Origin of the sequence: Endozoicomonas gorgoniicola (assembly GCF_025562715.2) — a bacterium.
In the GTDB taxonomy this organism is placed as follows: domain Bacteria; phylum Pseudomonadota; class Gammaproteobacteria; order Pseudomonadales; family Endozoicomonadaceae; genus Endozoicomonas_A; species Endozoicomonas_A gorgoniicola.
The window spans coordinates 1,346,240-1,363,860 of sequence record NZ_JAPFCC010000001.1 but is presented as its reverse complement, the minus strand read 5'-3'; the positions used below and the strand labels follow the sequence as shown (position 1 = coordinate 1,363,860).

Genomic DNA, 17,621 nt, shown 5'->3' with positions numbered 1-17,621 from the left:
TTTTCTTGCGCCAAAGGCATTTGAGGTCAACATGTCTGAGTAGTGAGTTTATCGTTGACTTTGTTTGAGTTTATTGCCTGAAATGCCTATTGCGGCAGTGTCTGCATCTGCATACGTTGGTGCAGAGCGGTTCACTTGAGCTGGAAGGTTCTTGTAAGCCTCCTGGTTCCTCAGCCCTAAGATTTCCAGCAGAACAGCACTCATCGTAATAGTACCCTTCGGAAGAGGGCTCATCGGAAGTTTGCTCATCGGAAGAGGGCACTTCGGAAGTTTGCTCATCGGAAGAAGGCACTTCGGAGGAATAGTACCCATCGTAAACGGGCCCATAGAAAGAGTTAAAATTGTAATAGGATAAATCAGGCTCATTATCTGGAACATCATAAGAAGAGGAAATAAGCGTAACACTTCCATACCGTCCAAAATTGGCATGGGTGACTTCTGCTCTTCGGTTTAATGTAATGCTTCCAAACGTAATGATTCCGCTGAAATGAGGTGCCACTACACTATAAGTTACTTCAGTTGGTGTTCTTTCCCTGACTCCGGTCACTCTGGCATTTGACAAAGTACCGAAAGATCTATTCCTGTATCGGGAAGCCCAGGTGGATTCATTAGTGTGCCAAAGCTCCCGAAGGTTGGCGGGGTTAATAAATGTAGGTATGCCGAAACTCATGTGGTAATCAGGGTCAGAAGGGTACAACAATGACCAACCAAGATAATTAGCCAGATGATCTAAATATGAAAACAGTCTGTTACTCAATGGCAAGGGGAGTAAATAATTAGCCCATTGGTTTAGACGTGAAAATACGCGAAAATTCCATAGCTGGGGGTCGAAAAATTTTTCCGCCATACTGAGACAAGATAAATTGTCGTAATCCGCTAGTCGCCTGTCCCTATAATCGGCTAAACCGTAAGCCCTTGAAACACCAGTTCTATCAGACCCATCCCCTGGCCAGACTATAATCCCAACCCGTCTTGCTTGATCCGTATTAGAATCAATGTCACGCATTTGCATCGTTACTGTCTCTTCTCCTCCAGAAGGCGTTGTAAACTTGTAGACGTACTCATTGTGAGTGTTTACGGCAAACACCCAAAATGGCATCAGAAAAAAGAATGCAGCGAAGAACCTAAGTGTCGATTTATTGAATTGCTTCATTTTAAGACTTTTAAGCTTTGAGGTTTATCTGACATCATCCTTACGGTGAGCAACAGAAATTCCTTAATCAGGCCGCAAGTTTCCAGCTCCAGCGATAGCTGAGTATCTGCCTCAACTGAGGCTGGAACTTGAAAACGGATATTATCGGGCAACGCATTCCATGTGAGAAACCGCTACGGCTGTCTTAATTTGAGCGGTCATAGATACTTCACAGTGCTGTTACTTATTACTGGGTGGCACTGTGGTATAGCAGGTTGTTAGCCCTTAGCGGGAGGAAATATAGCAGCCTTTCAGACTGCCTGCTCTGCAACCTTTGCCTGAAAGCCAGAGGCTTTTTATAAAATTAATTACCGTTTCACTGCCTTCGTTGTCTGGAGCTACTGGCGTCCAAATCTTTCAGGAAAGCCAGCTTGTCCCTGATTTTTATTTCAAGACCACGGTCGTTGGGCTGATAATACTGCCTCGGTTCCATAGTGTCCGGGAAGTAACACTCACCCGCCGCATAAGCACCCACTTCATCATGGGCATAACGATATTCAGCACCGTACCCCAGCTCTCCCATCAGCTTTGTCGGCGCATTGCGTAAATGCAGAGGGACTTCATGGGAAGGGTTGCCACGCACATCATCCAGTGCAGCCTTCCAGGCCAGATACACAGCATTGCTTTTTGCCGCACAGGCACAGTAAACCGTTGCATGAGCAAGAGCCAGAAGACCTTCCGGAGCGCCCAGTCGTTCAAAAGCCTGCCAGGCGTTCATAGTGATCTCAAGGGCTCTTGGGTCAGCATTGCCGATATCCTCACTGGCAATCGCTACCAGACGACGAATGATGTACAAAGGATCAGCACCACCGTCTACTATTCTTGCTGCCCAGTACAGTGCCGCATCTGGATTGGAACCCCTGACCGATTTATGAAACGCTGAGATCTGGTCATAAAACACCTCTCCGCCTTTATCAAACCTGCGCCCGCTGTCTGCCAGAATATCGGTGACGCTTTCAGCCCTTATAACACCGTCGTCACTCAGGTCGGCAGCCACTTCCAGAATATTCAGAACCCGTCGCGCATCACCGTCTGCATAACGAATAAGCACCTGCTCCGCTTCCGATTCCAGAGTAATAGTTCGCCCCGCCAGACCTCGTTCATCATTCAGTGCCTGCTGAATAACATGCCTTAGATCGTCCTGCTGCAACGAGCGCAGTACATAGACCCTGGCACGGGAGAGAAGTGCGTTATTCAACTCAAACGAAGGGTTTTCTGTGGTCGCGCCAATAAAGATAATGGTGCCGTCTTCAATATGTGGCAGGAATGCATCCTGCTGAGACTTGTTAAAGCGGTGTACCTCGTCCACAAACAGGATCGTTTTACGGTTGTGCATCAGCTGTTCATCTCTTGCCCGATCCACCGCTGCACGTATATCTTTTACGCCCGACAAGACTGCCGAGAGCGTTTCAAAGCGGGCATCACACAAACCAGCAATCAACTTAGCCAGTGTCGTTTTTCCCACACCGGGCGGCCCCCAGAACACCATAGAATGAACAGCCCCCTGCTCAAGGGCTTCCCGCAAAGGTTTCCCACGGGCAAGGATATGTGCCTGCCCAAGGTATTCATCCAGGTTTCGAGGTCTCATGCGGGCAGCCAGTGGCTCAAAACGGGCATGAGTGCCGGGAGTGTCAAAAAGTGATGCCATAGTAACTTATTGCTCAGTGTTACTGGTTTGATCGATTACATCATAGCCTTTGGGGATCTTAACCCTGAAATCACTGTCGCTGATCATCCCGTTGACATTGACATCGCTCAGCTCTACACGACGGCGACCACCCAGAGAGTCCCGCAACTCGATGCTGCTCAGTACACCGTCACGAAAAACAATATCCAGTTTTTCAAACAGGTCTGAATCTCCTGTGGGTGTCAGAGTATATCGCTCCTGCTTATCATCACGATACAGACCAATCTGATAATCTTTCAGAAATTCCTTAACATTACCGCTCAATAGCTGCGCCGGTGTGTTGGACATTCGCTCATCCTGAATCTGAATAATGACCTGCTGCAGATCACGATCGACCAGCCAGACTTTTTTGTCGAGGGAGACAATCTCCTGCTCAAAAGGCGACGCGGTATTCCAGCGAAACTTGCCCGGACGCTTGATCTGCATAGAGCCGGACTCTGTTCGTATCCGGCCATCAGAGCCAATCGACTCCTGTTTGAACTTCGCAGAAATCGTACGAATTTTAGTCAGCTTACGGATCAGCTTTTCAGCCGCTTTGGCATCATGCTTCTGTACAGGGGGAGCAACAACCGGTTTGACCGGAGCAGCCACAACGTTAACAGGAGAACCTACAGACAACGCAACAGCAGAAAACAGGGCAATGACTTTTAAATGCTTAAACATAGAACCTGGCAGCAACATCAACAATAAAAACAATAAAACAACCGATTAATTTTTTACCGGCGGCGGAGCGATCACTTCACGGGCACCATTGGTCCCTGCCGGACTGATCACCCCCGCCTGCTCCATGGCTTCAATGATATTAGCGGAGCGGTTATAACCGATTTTAAACTTACGCTGTACCGAAGAGATGGACACCCTGCGACTCTCCGTCACAAAAGCAACGGTTTCGTCGTATAACGGGTCCTGTTCGCTGTCTCCGTCCAGCCCTGCGCTGAAAGCACTACCGCCAGATGAACCGGCTTCGACACCGTTAAGAATGTCATCAATATAATCCGGCACACCACGTTTTTTCCAGTCAGCCACCACCCGGTGAACTTCATCATCACTGACAAAGGCACCATGAACACGGATCGGTACACTGGTTCCAGGAGGCAGATAGAGCATATCACCATGCCCTAACAACTGCTCCGCCCCACCCTGATCAATGATGGTACGAGAGTCAATTTTACTCGATACCTGAAAACTGATACGGGTCGGTACGTTAGCCTTGATCAGACCGGTAATCACATCAACGGAAGGCCGCTGCGTGGCAAGAATCAGGTGAATACCCGCTGCACGGGCTTTCTGGGCAATCCGGGCAATCAGCTCTTCAACCTTCTTACCAACAATCATCATCATGTCGGCAAATTCATCCACCACCACCACGATAAATGGCAGGGTATCCAGTTCTGGTGGCGCTTCGCCACCCAGAGACAAAGGCTCAAAGAACGGGTCGCGCAGTGGTTCCCCCTGACCGCGAGCCTCTTTTACCTTCTGGTTGTAGCCCGCAATATTACGAACCCCGAGAGCCGCCATCAGCTTATAACGACGCTCCATTTCAGCCACACACCAGCGCAGGGAATTGGCTGCTTCTTTCATGTCGGTCACAACCGGTGCCAGCAAGTGTGGAATGCCGTCATAGATAGACAGTTCCAGCATTTTCGGGTCAATCATGATCAGCCGCACATCTTCAGGACTTGCTTTAAACAGCATGGACAGAATCATGGCGTTAACACCCACCGATTTACCCGAGCCGGTGGTACCCGCCACCAGCAAATGGGGCATTTTCGCAAGGTTAACCACCACAGGCTGACCGCCTATATCGTGACCCAGGGCAAGGGACAAGGGAGACTTGGCCTGGTCGAAGGCTTTTGCCGAAACCACTTCGCTAAAGTAAACAATCTCCCGGTCATCGTTGGGAATCTCAATACCCATCACAGATTTACCGGGGATCACTTCCACCACCCGGACGCTGATCACTGCCAGAGACCGGGCCAGGTCTTTTGCCAGATTACTGATTTTGCTGGCTTTGGTGCCCGGTGCCGGTTGAATCTCGTAACGGGTAATCACGGGACCGGGATGGGCAGCCACGACTTCAGCGTCAACGCCAAAGTCTTTGAGTTTAAGCTCTAATAAACGCGATACTGCATTCAGGTCATCCTGACTGATACCACCGTTTGAGTTAGCCACTTCGTCGAGCAAACCAACCGCTGGAAAACGACCTTCCGGCAACTCTTCAAACAGAGTTTCCTGTCGTTCCTTACGGGGACTGCTTTCAACGCTGCTACTTGCGGTGACATTGTGGGGCTTTGACTCTATTTTGACTTCAGACTCTGGTGCCTCGATAACAGGCAATAAGGCTGGTGCAACCTTATCTTCACGGTTCGCTACTTTGGCTTCTTCTTTTTTCTTTGCCTTCCGCGCCCTGGCTTCTGCCCGTCGATCCCGCCATTGATCCAGTGCATTCTGTAGGCGGTGGTAAGCAACTGTAGTCCAGCGACGTCCAACCGTCAGACAGGCCGTCAACGCCCAGATCACCAGCCTCCCCATCAGGTCAATCACCCGGAACCAGGAAATATCGGTATACAGCGTTAATCCGGTGATAAACACGGCTAACAGCAGCAGGCTGCTGCCTACCGCATTAAACACGGGTAAAAACTGCTGAAGGATAATATGACCAACGATGCCTCCCGTAGACGATGGCAACCCGCTGATCTCAGGAAAGTACAACCCGGCCAGAGCCGACCCGGCACATAGTGCCAGTACCATTCCGAAAAAGCGTACCGTGAAAAGACTAAGACTCCACTGCCAGGTTTCGTATCGGTAGCGGACAATCAGTGCTACTTTGCCAAACAACACCAGCGGGACCATCCACGCGAAGAGCCCAAACAGAGAAAACAGAAAATCAGCAAACCAGGCACCGACACGTCCTGTAGCATTGATAATTTCACCGTCAAAACCTGCGTAGTTCCAGCCAGGATCTTCTGCCGCATAGGTCATCAGCGCCGCAGACAAGAAACCCGCCAGCACCAGCAGCACCAGCATTCCTGCCTCCCGCAGTCGCAATGCAAGGGCGTCATTCAGTGAATCACGGATGGATGACTTCACAAATTTTTTTTTGATGCTTGCCGGTTGTGAACGGTCCGTACTACCGCGTTTTTTTCTCGAATTTTCAGACATTCCCAGTCTATTAAAAAATAGCCTCGCAAGGGTCCCGGCTGGGAGCCGGACCGGGAATAGCCTGCCCTGCTGTGGTCACTATTCCCGGTCAAGTTCCTGAAGGACTGTTTATATATACATTAAAAGATAACACGAGGGATTCATCGGTTGCCATCCAACAGGTCAATGAAAGTTGTATCAAATTGTCCAGAGCATGTTGTGTCAGGGCAACGATGCCAGTTTCTCTGCCAGACGCATGTACTGTTCCGTGTAATTCAGGTCCCTTACAAAACGTTCGGGAATGCCCTGAATACCATTCATTGCACCTAACAATGCTCCTGTCAGCGCGGCTCTTGCCATATTATTACCGCCGCCATTGATGGCAGACAGCACCCCTTGTTCAAAGTCATTTGGGTAACGGTGCATCAGGTAATAGCTAGCTGGCAACAGGTGTGTTAACTGACAATCCATACCGTACACCTGACTGACGTGCAGCGCTGGTTCAATTCGCACTACTTCGGGGTGCCAGGCAATAGCGCCATTGACCACCGTGTGGACATTGTCATAACCACCGATTAAAGAGCGGATCATTGGGTTCTTCAGCTGTTTGTAAAGATAATCACGCAGGTCTTCCAGTTGCACCCCTTTCATAAGAGCCTGAAGAGTCAGGGCATAAACCACCTGGTTACCACGAACAAAGTCGCTGCTGAAAAATGGCTGCATCATGTTATCTGCTTCAATAGCCAGAGTTTCCGGGTCCTCATAAAGCAGAGCCAGAACCACTGCCATTTGCGCCCCATCGCTGGTATCTGAACTGGATGCCAGCTTACGGTCCTGCCAGCTGATACCTCCATTCCGCTGCTTAACCATATGCCTGATAATGGATTCCGTGTATCGGCCGGAAAAGCTCTCTCCAGACAGCTTACTGAAAAAGCCATCCAGCCGGTCATGGAAATCTGTTTCATTGTACTGCCCTGTTGCAACGACCGATTCCAGCAACAGGGTAAACAGCTCTCCGGTCTGGGAAATATCGCCAGCCCTTAAGCCCTGCTCATGGCGATAGCGACTGATATTGGCGAAACTATGACTACCGTCCGGCCTGGGATCCTGATAACGGTCAATCCAGTGACCAAAATCCTTCTGCAGCTCACCGAGATCGTAATACCAGTGAGTACCCAAGCCCAGCGCGTCCCCGGCGAGATAGCCAAAAATAGCGCCCTTGACGCGGTCGCTGCGGCTGATGTTATCCGGATAGTCTTTCACAACAGGTTGAGTGGAATCGATGCGGTTCATGCTCTGATCCTCAGTAGTTGCTCCAGTATTGTGGTCTTGTAACACCGAGTTGTCACACCCTGCAAGCACCATGACCCACCCTGACAATACAATGACCCTGCACAGCTGGCATAACAGCCAGTTTCCGGCAATTCTCATAGCAACTCCCGACTCACGAGTAAGCGACCGAAAAGAACAGAGCATAGATCATCCGGCAAAACCAAGTATTAGTACTTATGTTTTATTTTTAAGCCGGAGGTATGTTTACCGGTTTAATTGACTACTTTATCAGGAACGCAAGATGCAAGAATCCATCCACGGCCATAATGTTCTTAATCTGATTCGTGAGTACAACCAGCCTGTGAGCAAAGAGGAAATTCTGACAGCCATTACCCGCCACTTTGGCAGTGACAATCTTTTTCACACCTGCTCTGCTGAAGGGTTGAATGCTGACCAACTGTTAGAGCTGTTTATCGCAAAAGGGAAATTAACACTGAAAAATGAACAGGTGCATTTTGTTGGCTGCCGCTGCAAACACTAATTGACCTGCGTCAGAAGTTCCTGCAATTACGCTAAAGGCTGAAAAAATAACCGGTCGGGCTGTAATTCATTGAAAAACAATAAAAAATATAAGGTAACTTGTTAAATTACCACCGTTGGTTCCAACACACTGCGAACCAACTCCTGCTTACGCCCTTGACATAAGTACTACAGGTTATAATCTGGTGTCATGCCCAAACAGTTTAGGGTACAACTCACTAGAGCCCTGCTATGGTGCGTTATTGGATCTGTAAACGGACTCCTGTCTGGATACTGGTCAATTTAGTCCTGAGCAAAAGACTGCCAGGGTTATTTTAATAACACTCTGACTTACTGATGCCCCAGAACGACGTAATCCTGTTGACGTTCGATGTTTCTAAGGCAAATGGTCGAGTTAAAAAACGTCATTATTGGAGACCTTCTTACCATGCAACAGAACAAACTGTTTGTAGGTAACCTGCCTTTTAGCGCGAATGAAAACGACCTGCAGATTGCTTTCGAGCAATTTGGTGAAATTGATGAAATCCGTGTGATTATTGACCGCGAAACCGGTCGGTCTCGCGGTTTTGCTTTTGTCACATTTGCTGAAAAAGAATCCGCAGATTCAGCACTCAGCATGGACGGTAAAGAACTAGATGGCCGTAACATGAGGGTTAATTTTGCCACTGAAAGAAGCGGTGGGCGCAAAAACAACAACCAGAGCCACAACAACCAGAGTCCCAACAATAACCGCCGTTTCAATCAATAATAACCCGCTGGGGATTATTAATTTGAGGGAAGATAGCTATCGTTACGAGTTATCTTCCTGCTTCTTTTTCATCAGCATGGGAGCACTGGCTGCTTCATTAGCCCAGTTCCCTCTGACAAAGGAATGCACCTGGTGCCAATAGCCTACGGGCTCAAGATGCTGAATAGCGCAGACATCCCCAACAACGCCGCTGTCCAATAAGTTTTTCAGGCGCATGGTATAAACGGTGTAACGCAGAAGGTGACAGACACTTAGCATGACCTTATGGGTTTTTACCGCTTCAACTATCGCCCGGCAACCGTCCATGTCAGGTGCCATGGGCTTCCAGAAGCAAGTGATAACCCTGCGGGCATAAGCTGTTTACTCAGTACTAAAAAAAACGCCATGCTCATTGATATGAACATGGCGCCTGACATTGAATCACAACTTTATTTAATCAAATACAATTTTATTTTTATTTTTCTCTAATAATGCTGAGCCTATGTATTTCACCTTATCAAGGTCTTCCATTGAATGGAATGAACCATGAGACTCTCGATGGTTAACAATTTCTCTGGCTATTTTCGGACCCACACCAACCAGCGACTCATTAAGCTGCTGAACCGTTGCTTCATTAACATTAATTTTTCCGGATTTAACCGATTGCTCAGCAAAAACAGGAATTGAAAAGGAAAGAAACAGTGAAGTAAGAAGTGCGGTAATTGTCTTTCTCATGGCTTTGCTCCTTCAACGCCTTAAAAAGAAACGAGCTCGCAAGCAAGCTCTTACTTAAAGGTTTAGATTAATTTGATCAACCATGCAAAACCTCACTCACCTTCAATCCCCTGCACCGGTGCAATGGCTCCCCACGAATGACACCCAGGACACATCCAGTGCATTTCCTTTCCGGAAAAACCGCAGGAGTTACATTGATAAACCGGCTTCAGTTCAAGCATTTTATCCGTCATCTCTTTCAGCAGACGAATACTCTGCAGACTTCCGACAGTAGGATTTCTCAGCTGCAGAGTCATAAGGGCATTCAAACCTTTCAGTGAAGGATTTTTACCCAGCTGATCAGTCAGAAACCTTAATGCCTGTTCATCCCCCCGATCACAGGCAAGAACTTTTGTCATGGCAAGGATGACCGCCCCGCCAGGCCTATCACTGAGGCAGCGCCCAAGAAAAGCAGAAAAGCCACGAACATTACCCAGCCTGTTATAAGCCTGCTCTAATAACTCCAGAGTCAGCGGAACATACTGGCTATTCTGCTGCGCGACTTTTTCAAGCGCTTTAATACAATCCCGGTAACGAGCATCATCAAATTCCATCCGGGCCAACAGCAATGAAGCCCTGACACAGTTTTTATCCCGCGTGAACGCCTGACGGATGGCCTTTCTGGCAGACACCCGGTCGTTGCGATCCAGACATATCTGCGCACCCTCACAGTAGAAATGCGCCAGAACCACGCCATACTGATCTTCACCAGATTTGCGCAACTCTTCACCCACGGCAACAGCCTTGGACCACTCCCGTTCCTGCTCATAGATTTTGAGTAACTGCTGCAAAGCCTCAGGCCGATACTCATGATTATTTTTAGCCATGTCAGCCAGCATGGCTTCAGCACGATCCAGCAAACCAGCCTGCATAAAATCTTTTGCCAGTTCCAACTGAACCCGAAGGGATTGCGAAGACGTAAGGCTTGGCCTGGCAAGTAGGTCCTGATGCACACGAATGGACTTTTCTACCTCGCCGCGTCGGGCAAACAGACTACCCAGTGCCAGATAGGTATCAACCGTGTCGTTGTTCAGATCCAGCGCTTTGATAAATGTTTCAATTGCCTCATCCGTTTGTTCATTCAACAGATAATTCAACCCTACAAAATACTCTTTGGAAAGAGGCTGGCCGGATGACTGGAATTGATTCTTTTTCCTAAGATCCCTTCGACCCAAGAGATAACCTGCCAGCATGGCTACTACAATAAGAGCCAGCAGTGCAACATCAGGCATTAACTCAGTCCCTTGAGGGCATTCGCTCTCAGCTTCTGCAATTCTGCATCGCGGCGTCCCAGTTTGCGCTGGAAACTGGCATTCGCCAGACGCAGCCTGCCAATCGCAAACATTGACGCCAGCAAGCCACAGACTCCACCAACAATGAATGCAGCGATGACTGCCGTTGAAGCCTTAAGTTCAGGCAGTTGCATACCAGCCAGTTGAAAATCAACCCGCTGCGGATTGCTAATCACAAAGTTGACCAGTATGACCAACATAATAATCAGCAGAAATAATACCAGTAAGCGCTTCAGCCAAGCTCCCAGAACTGAAACCATAGTAACAACAAACTCCAGATTAAGTGACCAGCCCCGGATGGACCAGTTTACTCCGGTCATTCCAGTGAAAAAACGATTAAACGGAATTATTCACCCTGTCACGCATTTCCTTGCCAGGCTTGAAGTGCGGGACGTATTTTCCTGCCAGAGAAACCGACTCTCCGGTTTTTGGATTTCTGCCAATTCTCGGTGCTCGATAATGAAGTGAAAAGCTGCCAAAACCACGTATTTCAACGCGCTCTCCGTTGGCCAGCGACTGTGACATTTGTTCTATTATTGCCTTGATGGCCAGCTCGACATCTTTTACAGACAACTGCTGTTGCTGCTCTGCAAGCCGTTCAATCAATTCAGACCGGGTTATTGCCATGGTTCCTTTCCCCTGCCACTCCCTGATGGTATCGAATTTCAAAGCCCGTTAGCCATTGAAATGTAAAAACACCAACCATTTAAAGTTCTGTTGTGATTTACCAGCGTTAGGACACGAAGCCAGTACAGACGATTCCTACCCTAGCTAACCCAAATCAAGAAATCAAGCAAGCTATTGATAAGCCTGCTGAAAATCGCAGCCTGAATTTTCGACAGACGAAAAAAAAACCGCAGAACTTCTCCTACGGTTTTTTTCAAGCTTAATGGCTTAACAGTCAGATCATTTGATCTTACTTGTTTTCCATCTGAGCTTTGATCAGGTCACCGATAGTGGTAGGACCGGAAGCTTCAGGAGCAGTGCTGCGCAGCTCCTTGATAGCCGCTTTGTCTTCAGCTTCGTCCTTCGCTTTGATGGACAGGCTGATGTTGCGGTTCTTACGATCGATGCTGATGATGCGAGCTTCTACTTCTTCGCCTTCCTTCAGAACGTTGGTTGCGTCTTCAACGCGGTCACGGCTGATTTCGGAAGCTTTCAGAGTAGCCAGTACGTCTTCGGCCAGTTCAACGGTAGCAGCCTTAGCGGTTACTTCCTTGATCACACCCTTAACGATGGAGCCCTTCTCGTTCAGGCCAGCGAAGGCGTTGAACGGATCTTCAGACAGTTGCTTGATACCCAGGGAGATACGCTCACGCTCAGCGTCGATAGCCAGGATAACAGCTTCAACTTCGTCGCCCTTACGGTACTGACGTACAGCTTCTTCGCCAGCTTCGTTCCAGGAGATGTCAGACAGGTGAACCAGGCCGTCGATGCCACCGTCCAGACCGATGAAGATACCGAAGTCAGTGATAGACTTGATCTTACCAGCCAGCTTGTCGCCCTTGTTGAAGGAACCGGAGAAGTCTTCCCATGGGTTGGTCTTGCACTGCTTGATACCCAGGGAGATACGACGACGCTCTTCATCGATGTCCAGAACCTGAACTTCAACTTCGTCACCCAGAGCAACCACTTTGGATGGGTGGATGTTTTTGTTGGTCCAGTCCATTTCGGAAACGTGTACCAGACCTTCAACACCTTCTTCCAGCTCAACGAAGCAGCCGTAGTCAGTCAGGTTGGTTACGCGACCGGAAGCACGGGTGCCTTCCGGGAAGCGGTTAGTGATAGCTACCCATGGATCTTCACCCAGCTGCTTCAGACCCAGAGATACGCGGTTGCGCTCACGGTCGAACTTCAGAACCTTAACGTTGATCTCGTCACCAACATTAACGATTTCGCTAGGATGCTTGATGCGCTTCCAGGCCATGTCAGTGATGTGCAGCAGGCCGTCAACACCACCCAGATCTACGAACGCGCCGTAGTCGGTCAGGTTCTTAACGATACCTTTAACTTCCAGACCTTCCTGCAGAGTACCCAGCAGTTCTTCACGCTCAGCGCTGTTTTCAGCTTCCAGTACGGAACGACGGGAAACAACAACGTTGTTACGCTTCTGATCCAGCTTGATTACCTTGAATTCCAGCTCTTTGCCTTCCAGGTGAGCAGTGTCACGAACTGGACGAACGTCAACCAGAGAACCAGGCAGGAACGCACGGATAGTATTAACGTCAACAGTGAAGCCGCCTTTGACTTTACCGGAGATAACACCTTTAACAATTTCTTCAGCTTCGAAGGCTTTTTCCAGCTCGCCCCAAGCTTCCATACGCTTGGCTTTTTCACGAGACAGACGGGTTTCACCGAAACCATCTTCAACAGCGTCCAGAGCAACCTGAACTTCATCGCCAACAGCGATGGTCAGTTCGCCCTGTTCGTTCAGGAACTGAGCTTTAGGGATAACGCCTTCAGACTTCAGACCAGCGTGTACGGTCACCCAGTCGTTGTCGATATCGATTACCTGGCCGCTAACAATAGCGCCCGGCTTCATTTCGATTTCTTGCAGGCTTTCTTCAAACAGATCAGCAAAGCTTTCGCTCATGGTCATTCCTATCAGTTCGACAGTGCAGTCAGAGCACCCTGGTACCAGGATGTTGTTCTGCCTGCCGGCCACACCGCCAGTCAGTGTGGGTTAGTTTCATTCAGTCCGGAGCTGGAAACACTGGCATTCAGCCAATTCCGGACTCTTTGGGGTTAATACAGACAACAACCGGATGTCTGTATTTGAAAAATAACAGGCTGTCTGACACTGCCAGACAGCCTGTTGTTATTATCTAATGCCTGATTAAAAGCTGACTGGCAGCAAGGCCTCAGATAAGACCCTTCTGTCGCATACCATCAAGTATGCGGCTAAACACTTCCTGAATAGTCAGGCGGGTGCTATCCAGTTGCAGAGCGCCTTCGGCCGGTTTGAGCGGAGCCACCTTACGGTTCATATCACGTTCATCCCGTGCCTGAATGTCAGCTAAAAGCCGATCAAAACTAGCACCAATCCCTTTCAGTTGCAACTGGTTTTGTCGACGCTTTGCCCGCTCTTCTGCACTGGCTGTCAGGTAAACCTTGAAGTCTGCGGCAGGGAACACAACCGTTCCCATATCACGACCATCAGCCACCAGCCCCGCTCCGTGAGCAAAGTCACGCTGACGCTTCAACAGAGCAGCACGAACTTTTGGCAGAGCCGCCACTTTCGACGCTTTGGCACCCACTTCTTCAGTTCGCAGATTAGCACCTACCGTTTCACCTTCAAGGATAATGGTCATGCCTTCCTCACCCTGCCCCGGCTCAAACTGGACATCAAGATGACCAGCCAGCACCTCAAGAGAAGACTCGTCAGCAAAATCAACACCATGATTGATTGCTGCAAGCGCTGTCAGCCGGTACAGAGCGCCACTATCAAGCAGGTGCCAGCCCAGCTCCTTGGCAAGCAGGGCTGCGACCGTACCTTTACCTGAACCGCTGGGACCGTCAATGGTCACCACAGGGGCGTTCGCCTTGTACGCTGCTCTATCGCCAGAGTTATGGTCAGAGTTCTGATCAGAAGCCTGTAAGCCCAACTCAGGGTTTTCAGAGTTACTCACTCGTCTTGTCCTTCAACAGATAACTTCAGGCCGGCATGACTGGCCAGCCTGACAAAATTCGGGAATGAGGTGGCAACATTGGCACAGTCTTTAATGCGGATTGCGCCCTGCGACCGCAATGAAGCCACCGCAAAGGCCATGGCAATGCGATGATCTCCATGACTCTCAACCGTACCTGCCGCAAATGGCTTACCGCCCTTGACAATCATACCATCAGGCAAGGCTTCTGCATCAATGCCCAGTGCCTGCAAACCATCAGCCATAGCCTGAATCCGGTCACTTTCCTTGACCCGCAACTCTTCAGCGCCATGCAGAATGGTTTCACCTTCAGCGCAGGCTGCCGCGACAAACAGTACCGGAAACTCATCAATCGCCAGAGGTACAAGATGTTCAGGAATTTTAATACCTTTCAAAGGCGCGTATCGCACACGAATATCTGCAACAGGTTCACCGCCTACCAGTTTCTCGTTGGACAGGGTTATGTCAGCCCCCATGAGACGCAGAATATCCAGCACACCGGTTCGGGTTGGATTGATGCCAACATGAGGAAGGGTCAGGTCGGAACCTTCCGCAATACTGGCTGCTACGAGAAAAAACGCCGCAGATGAAATGTCGGCAGGCACGTCAATTCGGGTCGCTGTCAGTTTATGTCCGCCCTGTACTGCCACCCGCTCGCCATCTACTGCCACAGGATACCCGAACCCGGACAACATACGATTTGTATGATCACGAACAATTCCCGGAGCGACCGTAGACGTCTCCCCTTCAGCGTAAAGACCCGCCAGCAGCAGGCAGGACTGAACCTGGGCAGAGGCTACCGGTAAGTCATAATGAATACCTTTCAGTGCCTGACCACCTTTAATCACCAACGGTGGACGCCCACCCTCTGCGGTTTCAATGCTCGCCCCCATTTCAGTGAGAGGCTTAACCACCCGGTTCATGGGACGCCCGGATAAAGACGTATCGCCCGTCAGGGTGACATCAAAAGACTGCGCAGCCATCAGCCCTGCCATAAGGCGCATAGCCGTACCGGCATTACCCAGATAGAGCGGTCCCGGCGGCTGTTGCAGCCCGTGCATACCCACGCCGTGAATAGTGACCCGGCCATCGTGTGGACCTTCAATATCCACACCCATATCACGGAAGGCCTGCAGCGTTGCCATGGCATCTTCACCTTCCAGAAAACCATCAACAACCGTTTCTCCCTCTGCCAGGGCGCCCAGCATGATGGAGCGGTGGGAAACAGACTTATCACCGGGAACCCGCAGTTCTCCGGTCACTTTGCCACCCGGCTGGGCAACAAAGGTTTGTTGTACTTCATTCATAGTTTCAGTGTCATTCAACGAGGTCATATAGGCTCTTCTTTCCAACATACTGGTAAAATGTTGCCGGGCAGTGGATGCCCGTTCAAAAATACCCAGCATGCGTTGACTGTCTTTATTTATAATGGCGTTTCGAAGCCCTTCAAGACCTTCTGTAAAACGGTCCAGCGCCTGTAAAACAGCGTCCCGGTTACCCAGGGCAATATCATGCCACATGGTCGGGTCACTGCCGGCAATTCGGGTAAAATCCCGAAAACCTCCAGCCGCATAACGAAATATCTCTTGGTTTTCCCGATTACCGGCCAGAGTGTCGACCAGAGAGAAAGCCAGAAAATGAGGCAGGTGACTGGTCAGCGCCAACACCTCATCGTGATGCCCGATATCCATACTGTCAACATGCGCGCCGCAGGCCTGCCAGAGCGACTTAATCAATGCCGTAGCATGAGTGTCGGTGTGCAACAGCGGTGTCAGAATCACTTTATGACCTTTAAAAAGATCAGGTCTGGCTGCTGTTACACCGCTTTTTTCAGAACCGGCGATAGGGTGTCCCGGTACCAGACAGGCAGGCACTTCACCAAACAACTGTCGTGCAGACTCAATCAGTGACCCTTTGCAACTGCCCACATCAGTCACCACCTTGCCCGCCAGCGGCACATCCACAAGCTGTTGAAGCACCGCAGGCATAGCCAGCATGGGAACCGCCAGCATAACAACATCAGCACGACCCACCCCATCGGGCAAATCATAACAGGGGCTGTCAATCAGGCCATTTTCAAAGGCAATATCAACAGAATCGCGGCTACAGTCATAGCCTGCAACCTCATGACAAATCCCTTTCTCTTTCAGCGCAGCGGCAAAAGAACCACCAATCAGCCCCAGGCCGACCACAAGCACCCTGATTCTGTTTATCTGCAATCTCTGAGCGTTCACTACGACACCACTTCTTTTACTTCTTTCAAAGCCTGCAGGAAACGCTCATTTTCTTCCGGCAGACCAATGGATACCCTCAAATGTCCTGGCATCCCATAATTAGCAACCGGGCGAACAATCACCCCTTTTTCCAACAGTTTCTGGTAATAGACCCTGGCATCGCCCCCCGTATCAAAGGTAATGAAATTCCCCATGGAAGGAATGTATTCAAAACCCATTGCCCGCAGGCCAGCCGCTACCGTTTGCAACCCCTGCGTATTCACATCACGGGAACGCTGCAGGTATTCATCGTCATTCAGAACTGCAACCGCCGCGCACTCACCCAGATTATTTACATTAAACGGCTGTCGTAGTTTATTAAGCACACCGGCCATCTCCACACTGGAAACGGCGTAACCAACCCGACTTCCCGCCAGACCATAGGCTTTGGAGAACGTCCGGGTGACCACCAGATTTGGATACTGCTTAAGCAAAGCGACACCATCCGGATAGCGTTCGTCCTGCACATACTCAAAATACGCCTCATCCAGAACCACAATGACATCACTGCGTACCTTATTCAGGAAGCCTGTCAGCTCATCCCGGGTAAACGCCGTTCCGGTTGGATTATTCGGATTCGCCAGAAAAATCATGCGGGTATCGTCCCGCACAGCGTCAGCCATGGCGTCCAGATCATGCCCCCAGTTTCTGGCAGGCACCACAATACTCTCCGCACCTGCCGCTGTAACAGCGATAGGATAAACAACAAAGGCATACTCTGAAAAAACGGCAGACACCCCTGGCTGCAGCCATGACTGAGCCAGAAGCACCAACACATCATTTGAACCATTCCCGAAGGTAATCTGCTCAGGCTGAATCGCCAGTTTCTGACTTAACGCATCACGCAAATTAAACAGATTGCCATCCGGATAACGTGCCAGCTCTGACAGATGTCGTCCAATAGCATCCAGTGAAGACGGTGCCGGACCCAGCGGGTTCTCGTTACTGGCCAGCTTAACAATGGCATCCACGTCAAGCCCCTGCTCTCTTGCCAGTTCTTCTACAGGCTTACCAGGCTGATAAGGACTCAGCGACCTTACACCCGAAACGGCCAGCTCGACAAAATCACATCCCAT

The 17,621-nt window shown here is 49.8% G+C and carries 16 protein-coding genes; 2 read left to right on the top strand and 14 right to left on the bottom strand.

The window, feature by feature from the left end; all coding sequences use genetic code 11:
- Nucleotides 1–48: 48 nt before the first annotated feature.
- The 5 genes from NX722_RS06260 to NX722_RS06240 form a co-directional block, all read right to left on the bottom strand.
- Nucleotides 49–429: a hypothetical protein gene (locus NX722_RS06260; protein ID WP_262567231.1), complete on the bottom strand. Its 381-nt coding sequence runs from the start codon at nt 427–429 to the stop codon at nt 49–51.
- Between the two features lie 1,079 nt (nt 430–1,508).
- Complete coding sequence (locus NX722_RS06255) at nt 1,509–2,840, bottom strand: replication-associated recombination protein A (protein WP_262567230.1); 1,332 nt, start codon at nt 2,838–2,840, stop codon at nt 1,509–1,511.
- A 6-nt stretch (nt 2,841–2,846) separates the two neighbouring features.
- Entirely contained in the window at nt 2,847–3,542 is a 696-nt protein-coding gene (gene lolA / locus NX722_RS06250; protein WP_262567229.1) for an outer membrane lipoprotein chaperone LolA, read from the bottom strand.
- Nucleotides 3,543–3,587: 45 nt separating this feature from the next.
- Nucleotides 3,588–6,041 carry a DNA translocase FtsK gene (locus NX722_RS06245; protein ID WP_407647961.1) on the bottom strand — a complete coding sequence of 818 codons (2,454 nt, stop codon included), beginning with the start codon at nt 6,039–6,041 and terminating at the stop codon, nt 3,588–3,590.
- Nucleotides 6,042–6,242: 201 nt separating this feature from the next.
- Nucleotides 6,243–7,313: an ADP-ribosylglycohydrolase family protein gene (locus NX722_RS06240; protein WP_262567228.1), complete on the bottom strand. Its 1,071-nt coding sequence runs from the start codon at nt 7,311–7,313 to the stop codon at nt 6,243–6,245.
- A 280-nt stretch (nt 7,314–7,593) separates the two neighbouring features.
- Here NX722_RS06240 and NX722_RS06235 point away from each other — a divergent pair, with 280 nt between their 5' ends.
- Together NX722_RS06235 and NX722_RS06230 are read left to right on the top strand one after the other, a co-directional pair.
- Nucleotides 7,594–7,833 (top strand): YecH family metal-binding protein, encoded by a 240-nt coding sequence (locus tag NX722_RS06235; RefSeq protein ID WP_262567227.1) that lies wholly within the window; start codon nt 7,594–7,596, stop codon nt 7,831–7,833.
- A gap of 384 nt (nt 7,834–8,217) precedes the next feature.
- Nucleotides 8,218–8,580, top strand: a complete 363-nt coding sequence (locus NX722_RS06230) for an RNA recognition motif domain-containing protein (protein WP_262567226.1) — start codon at nt 8,218–8,220, stop codon at nt 8,578–8,580.
- A gap of 42 nt (nt 8,581–8,622) precedes the next feature.
- On the opposite strand, the gene NX722_RS06225 is transcribed toward NX722_RS06230, so the two are convergent.
- The 9 genes from NX722_RS06225 to hisC all read right to left on the bottom strand — a co-directional run bounded on the left by NX722_RS06225 (nt 8,623) and on the right by hisC (nt 17,621).
- Nucleotides 8,623–8,898, bottom strand: coding sequence for a Gfo/Idh/MocA family oxidoreductase (locus NX722_RS06225; RefSeq protein ID WP_262567225.1), 276 nt, complete (start codon nt 8,896–8,898; stop codon nt 8,623–8,625).
- 114 nt (nt 8,899–9,012) lie between these two features.
- Nucleotides 9,013–9,294, bottom strand: a complete 282-nt coding sequence (locus NX722_RS06220; RefSeq protein ID WP_262567224.1) for a ComEA family DNA-binding protein — start codon at nt 9,292–9,294, stop codon at nt 9,013–9,015.
- Between the two features lie 92 nt (nt 9,295–9,386).
- Entirely contained in the window at nt 9,387–10,565 is a 1,179-nt protein-coding gene (gene lapB, locus NX722_RS06215; RefSeq protein ID WP_262567223.1) for a lipopolysaccharide assembly protein LapB, read from the bottom strand.
- A complete protein-coding gene (locus tag NX722_RS06210; RefSeq protein ID WP_262567222.1) occupies nt 10,565–10,885 on the bottom strand; it encodes a LapA family protein in 321 nt (106 codons plus the stop codon). The genes lapB and NX722_RS06210 overlap by 1 nt, the downstream gene beginning before the upstream one ends.
- 76 nt (nt 10,886–10,961) lie before the next feature.
- Nucleotides 10,962–11,246, bottom strand: coding sequence for an integration host factor subunit beta (gene ihfB, locus NX722_RS06205; protein ID WP_034873481.1), 285 nt, complete (start codon nt 11,244–11,246; stop codon nt 10,962–10,964).
- A 295-nt stretch (nt 11,247–11,541) separates the two neighbouring features.
- Nucleotides 11,542–13,218 (bottom strand): 30S ribosomal protein S1, encoded by a 1,677-nt coding sequence (gene rpsA / locus NX722_RS06200; protein WP_262567221.1) that lies wholly within the window; start codon nt 13,216–13,218, stop codon nt 11,542–11,544.
- 268 nt (nt 13,219–13,486) lie between these two features.
- Nucleotides 13,487–14,155 (bottom strand): (d)CMP kinase, encoded by a 669-nt coding sequence (gene cmk, locus NX722_RS06195; protein ID WP_262568619.1) that lies wholly within the window; start codon nt 14,153–14,155, stop codon nt 13,487–13,489.
- Between the two features lie 95 nt (nt 14,156–14,250).
- Complete coding sequence (locus NX722_RS06190) at nt 14,251–16,506, bottom strand: bifunctional prephenate dehydrogenase/3-phosphoshikimate 1-carboxyvinyltransferase (RefSeq protein ID WP_262567220.1); 2,256 nt, start codon at nt 16,504–16,506, stop codon at nt 14,251–14,253.
- Nucleotides 16,506–17,621, bottom strand: coding sequence for a histidinol-phosphate transaminase (gene hisC, locus NX722_RS06185; RefSeq protein ID WP_262567219.1), 1,116 nt, complete (start codon nt 17,619–17,621; stop codon nt 16,506–16,508). The genes NX722_RS06190 and hisC overlap by 1 nt, the downstream gene beginning before the upstream one ends.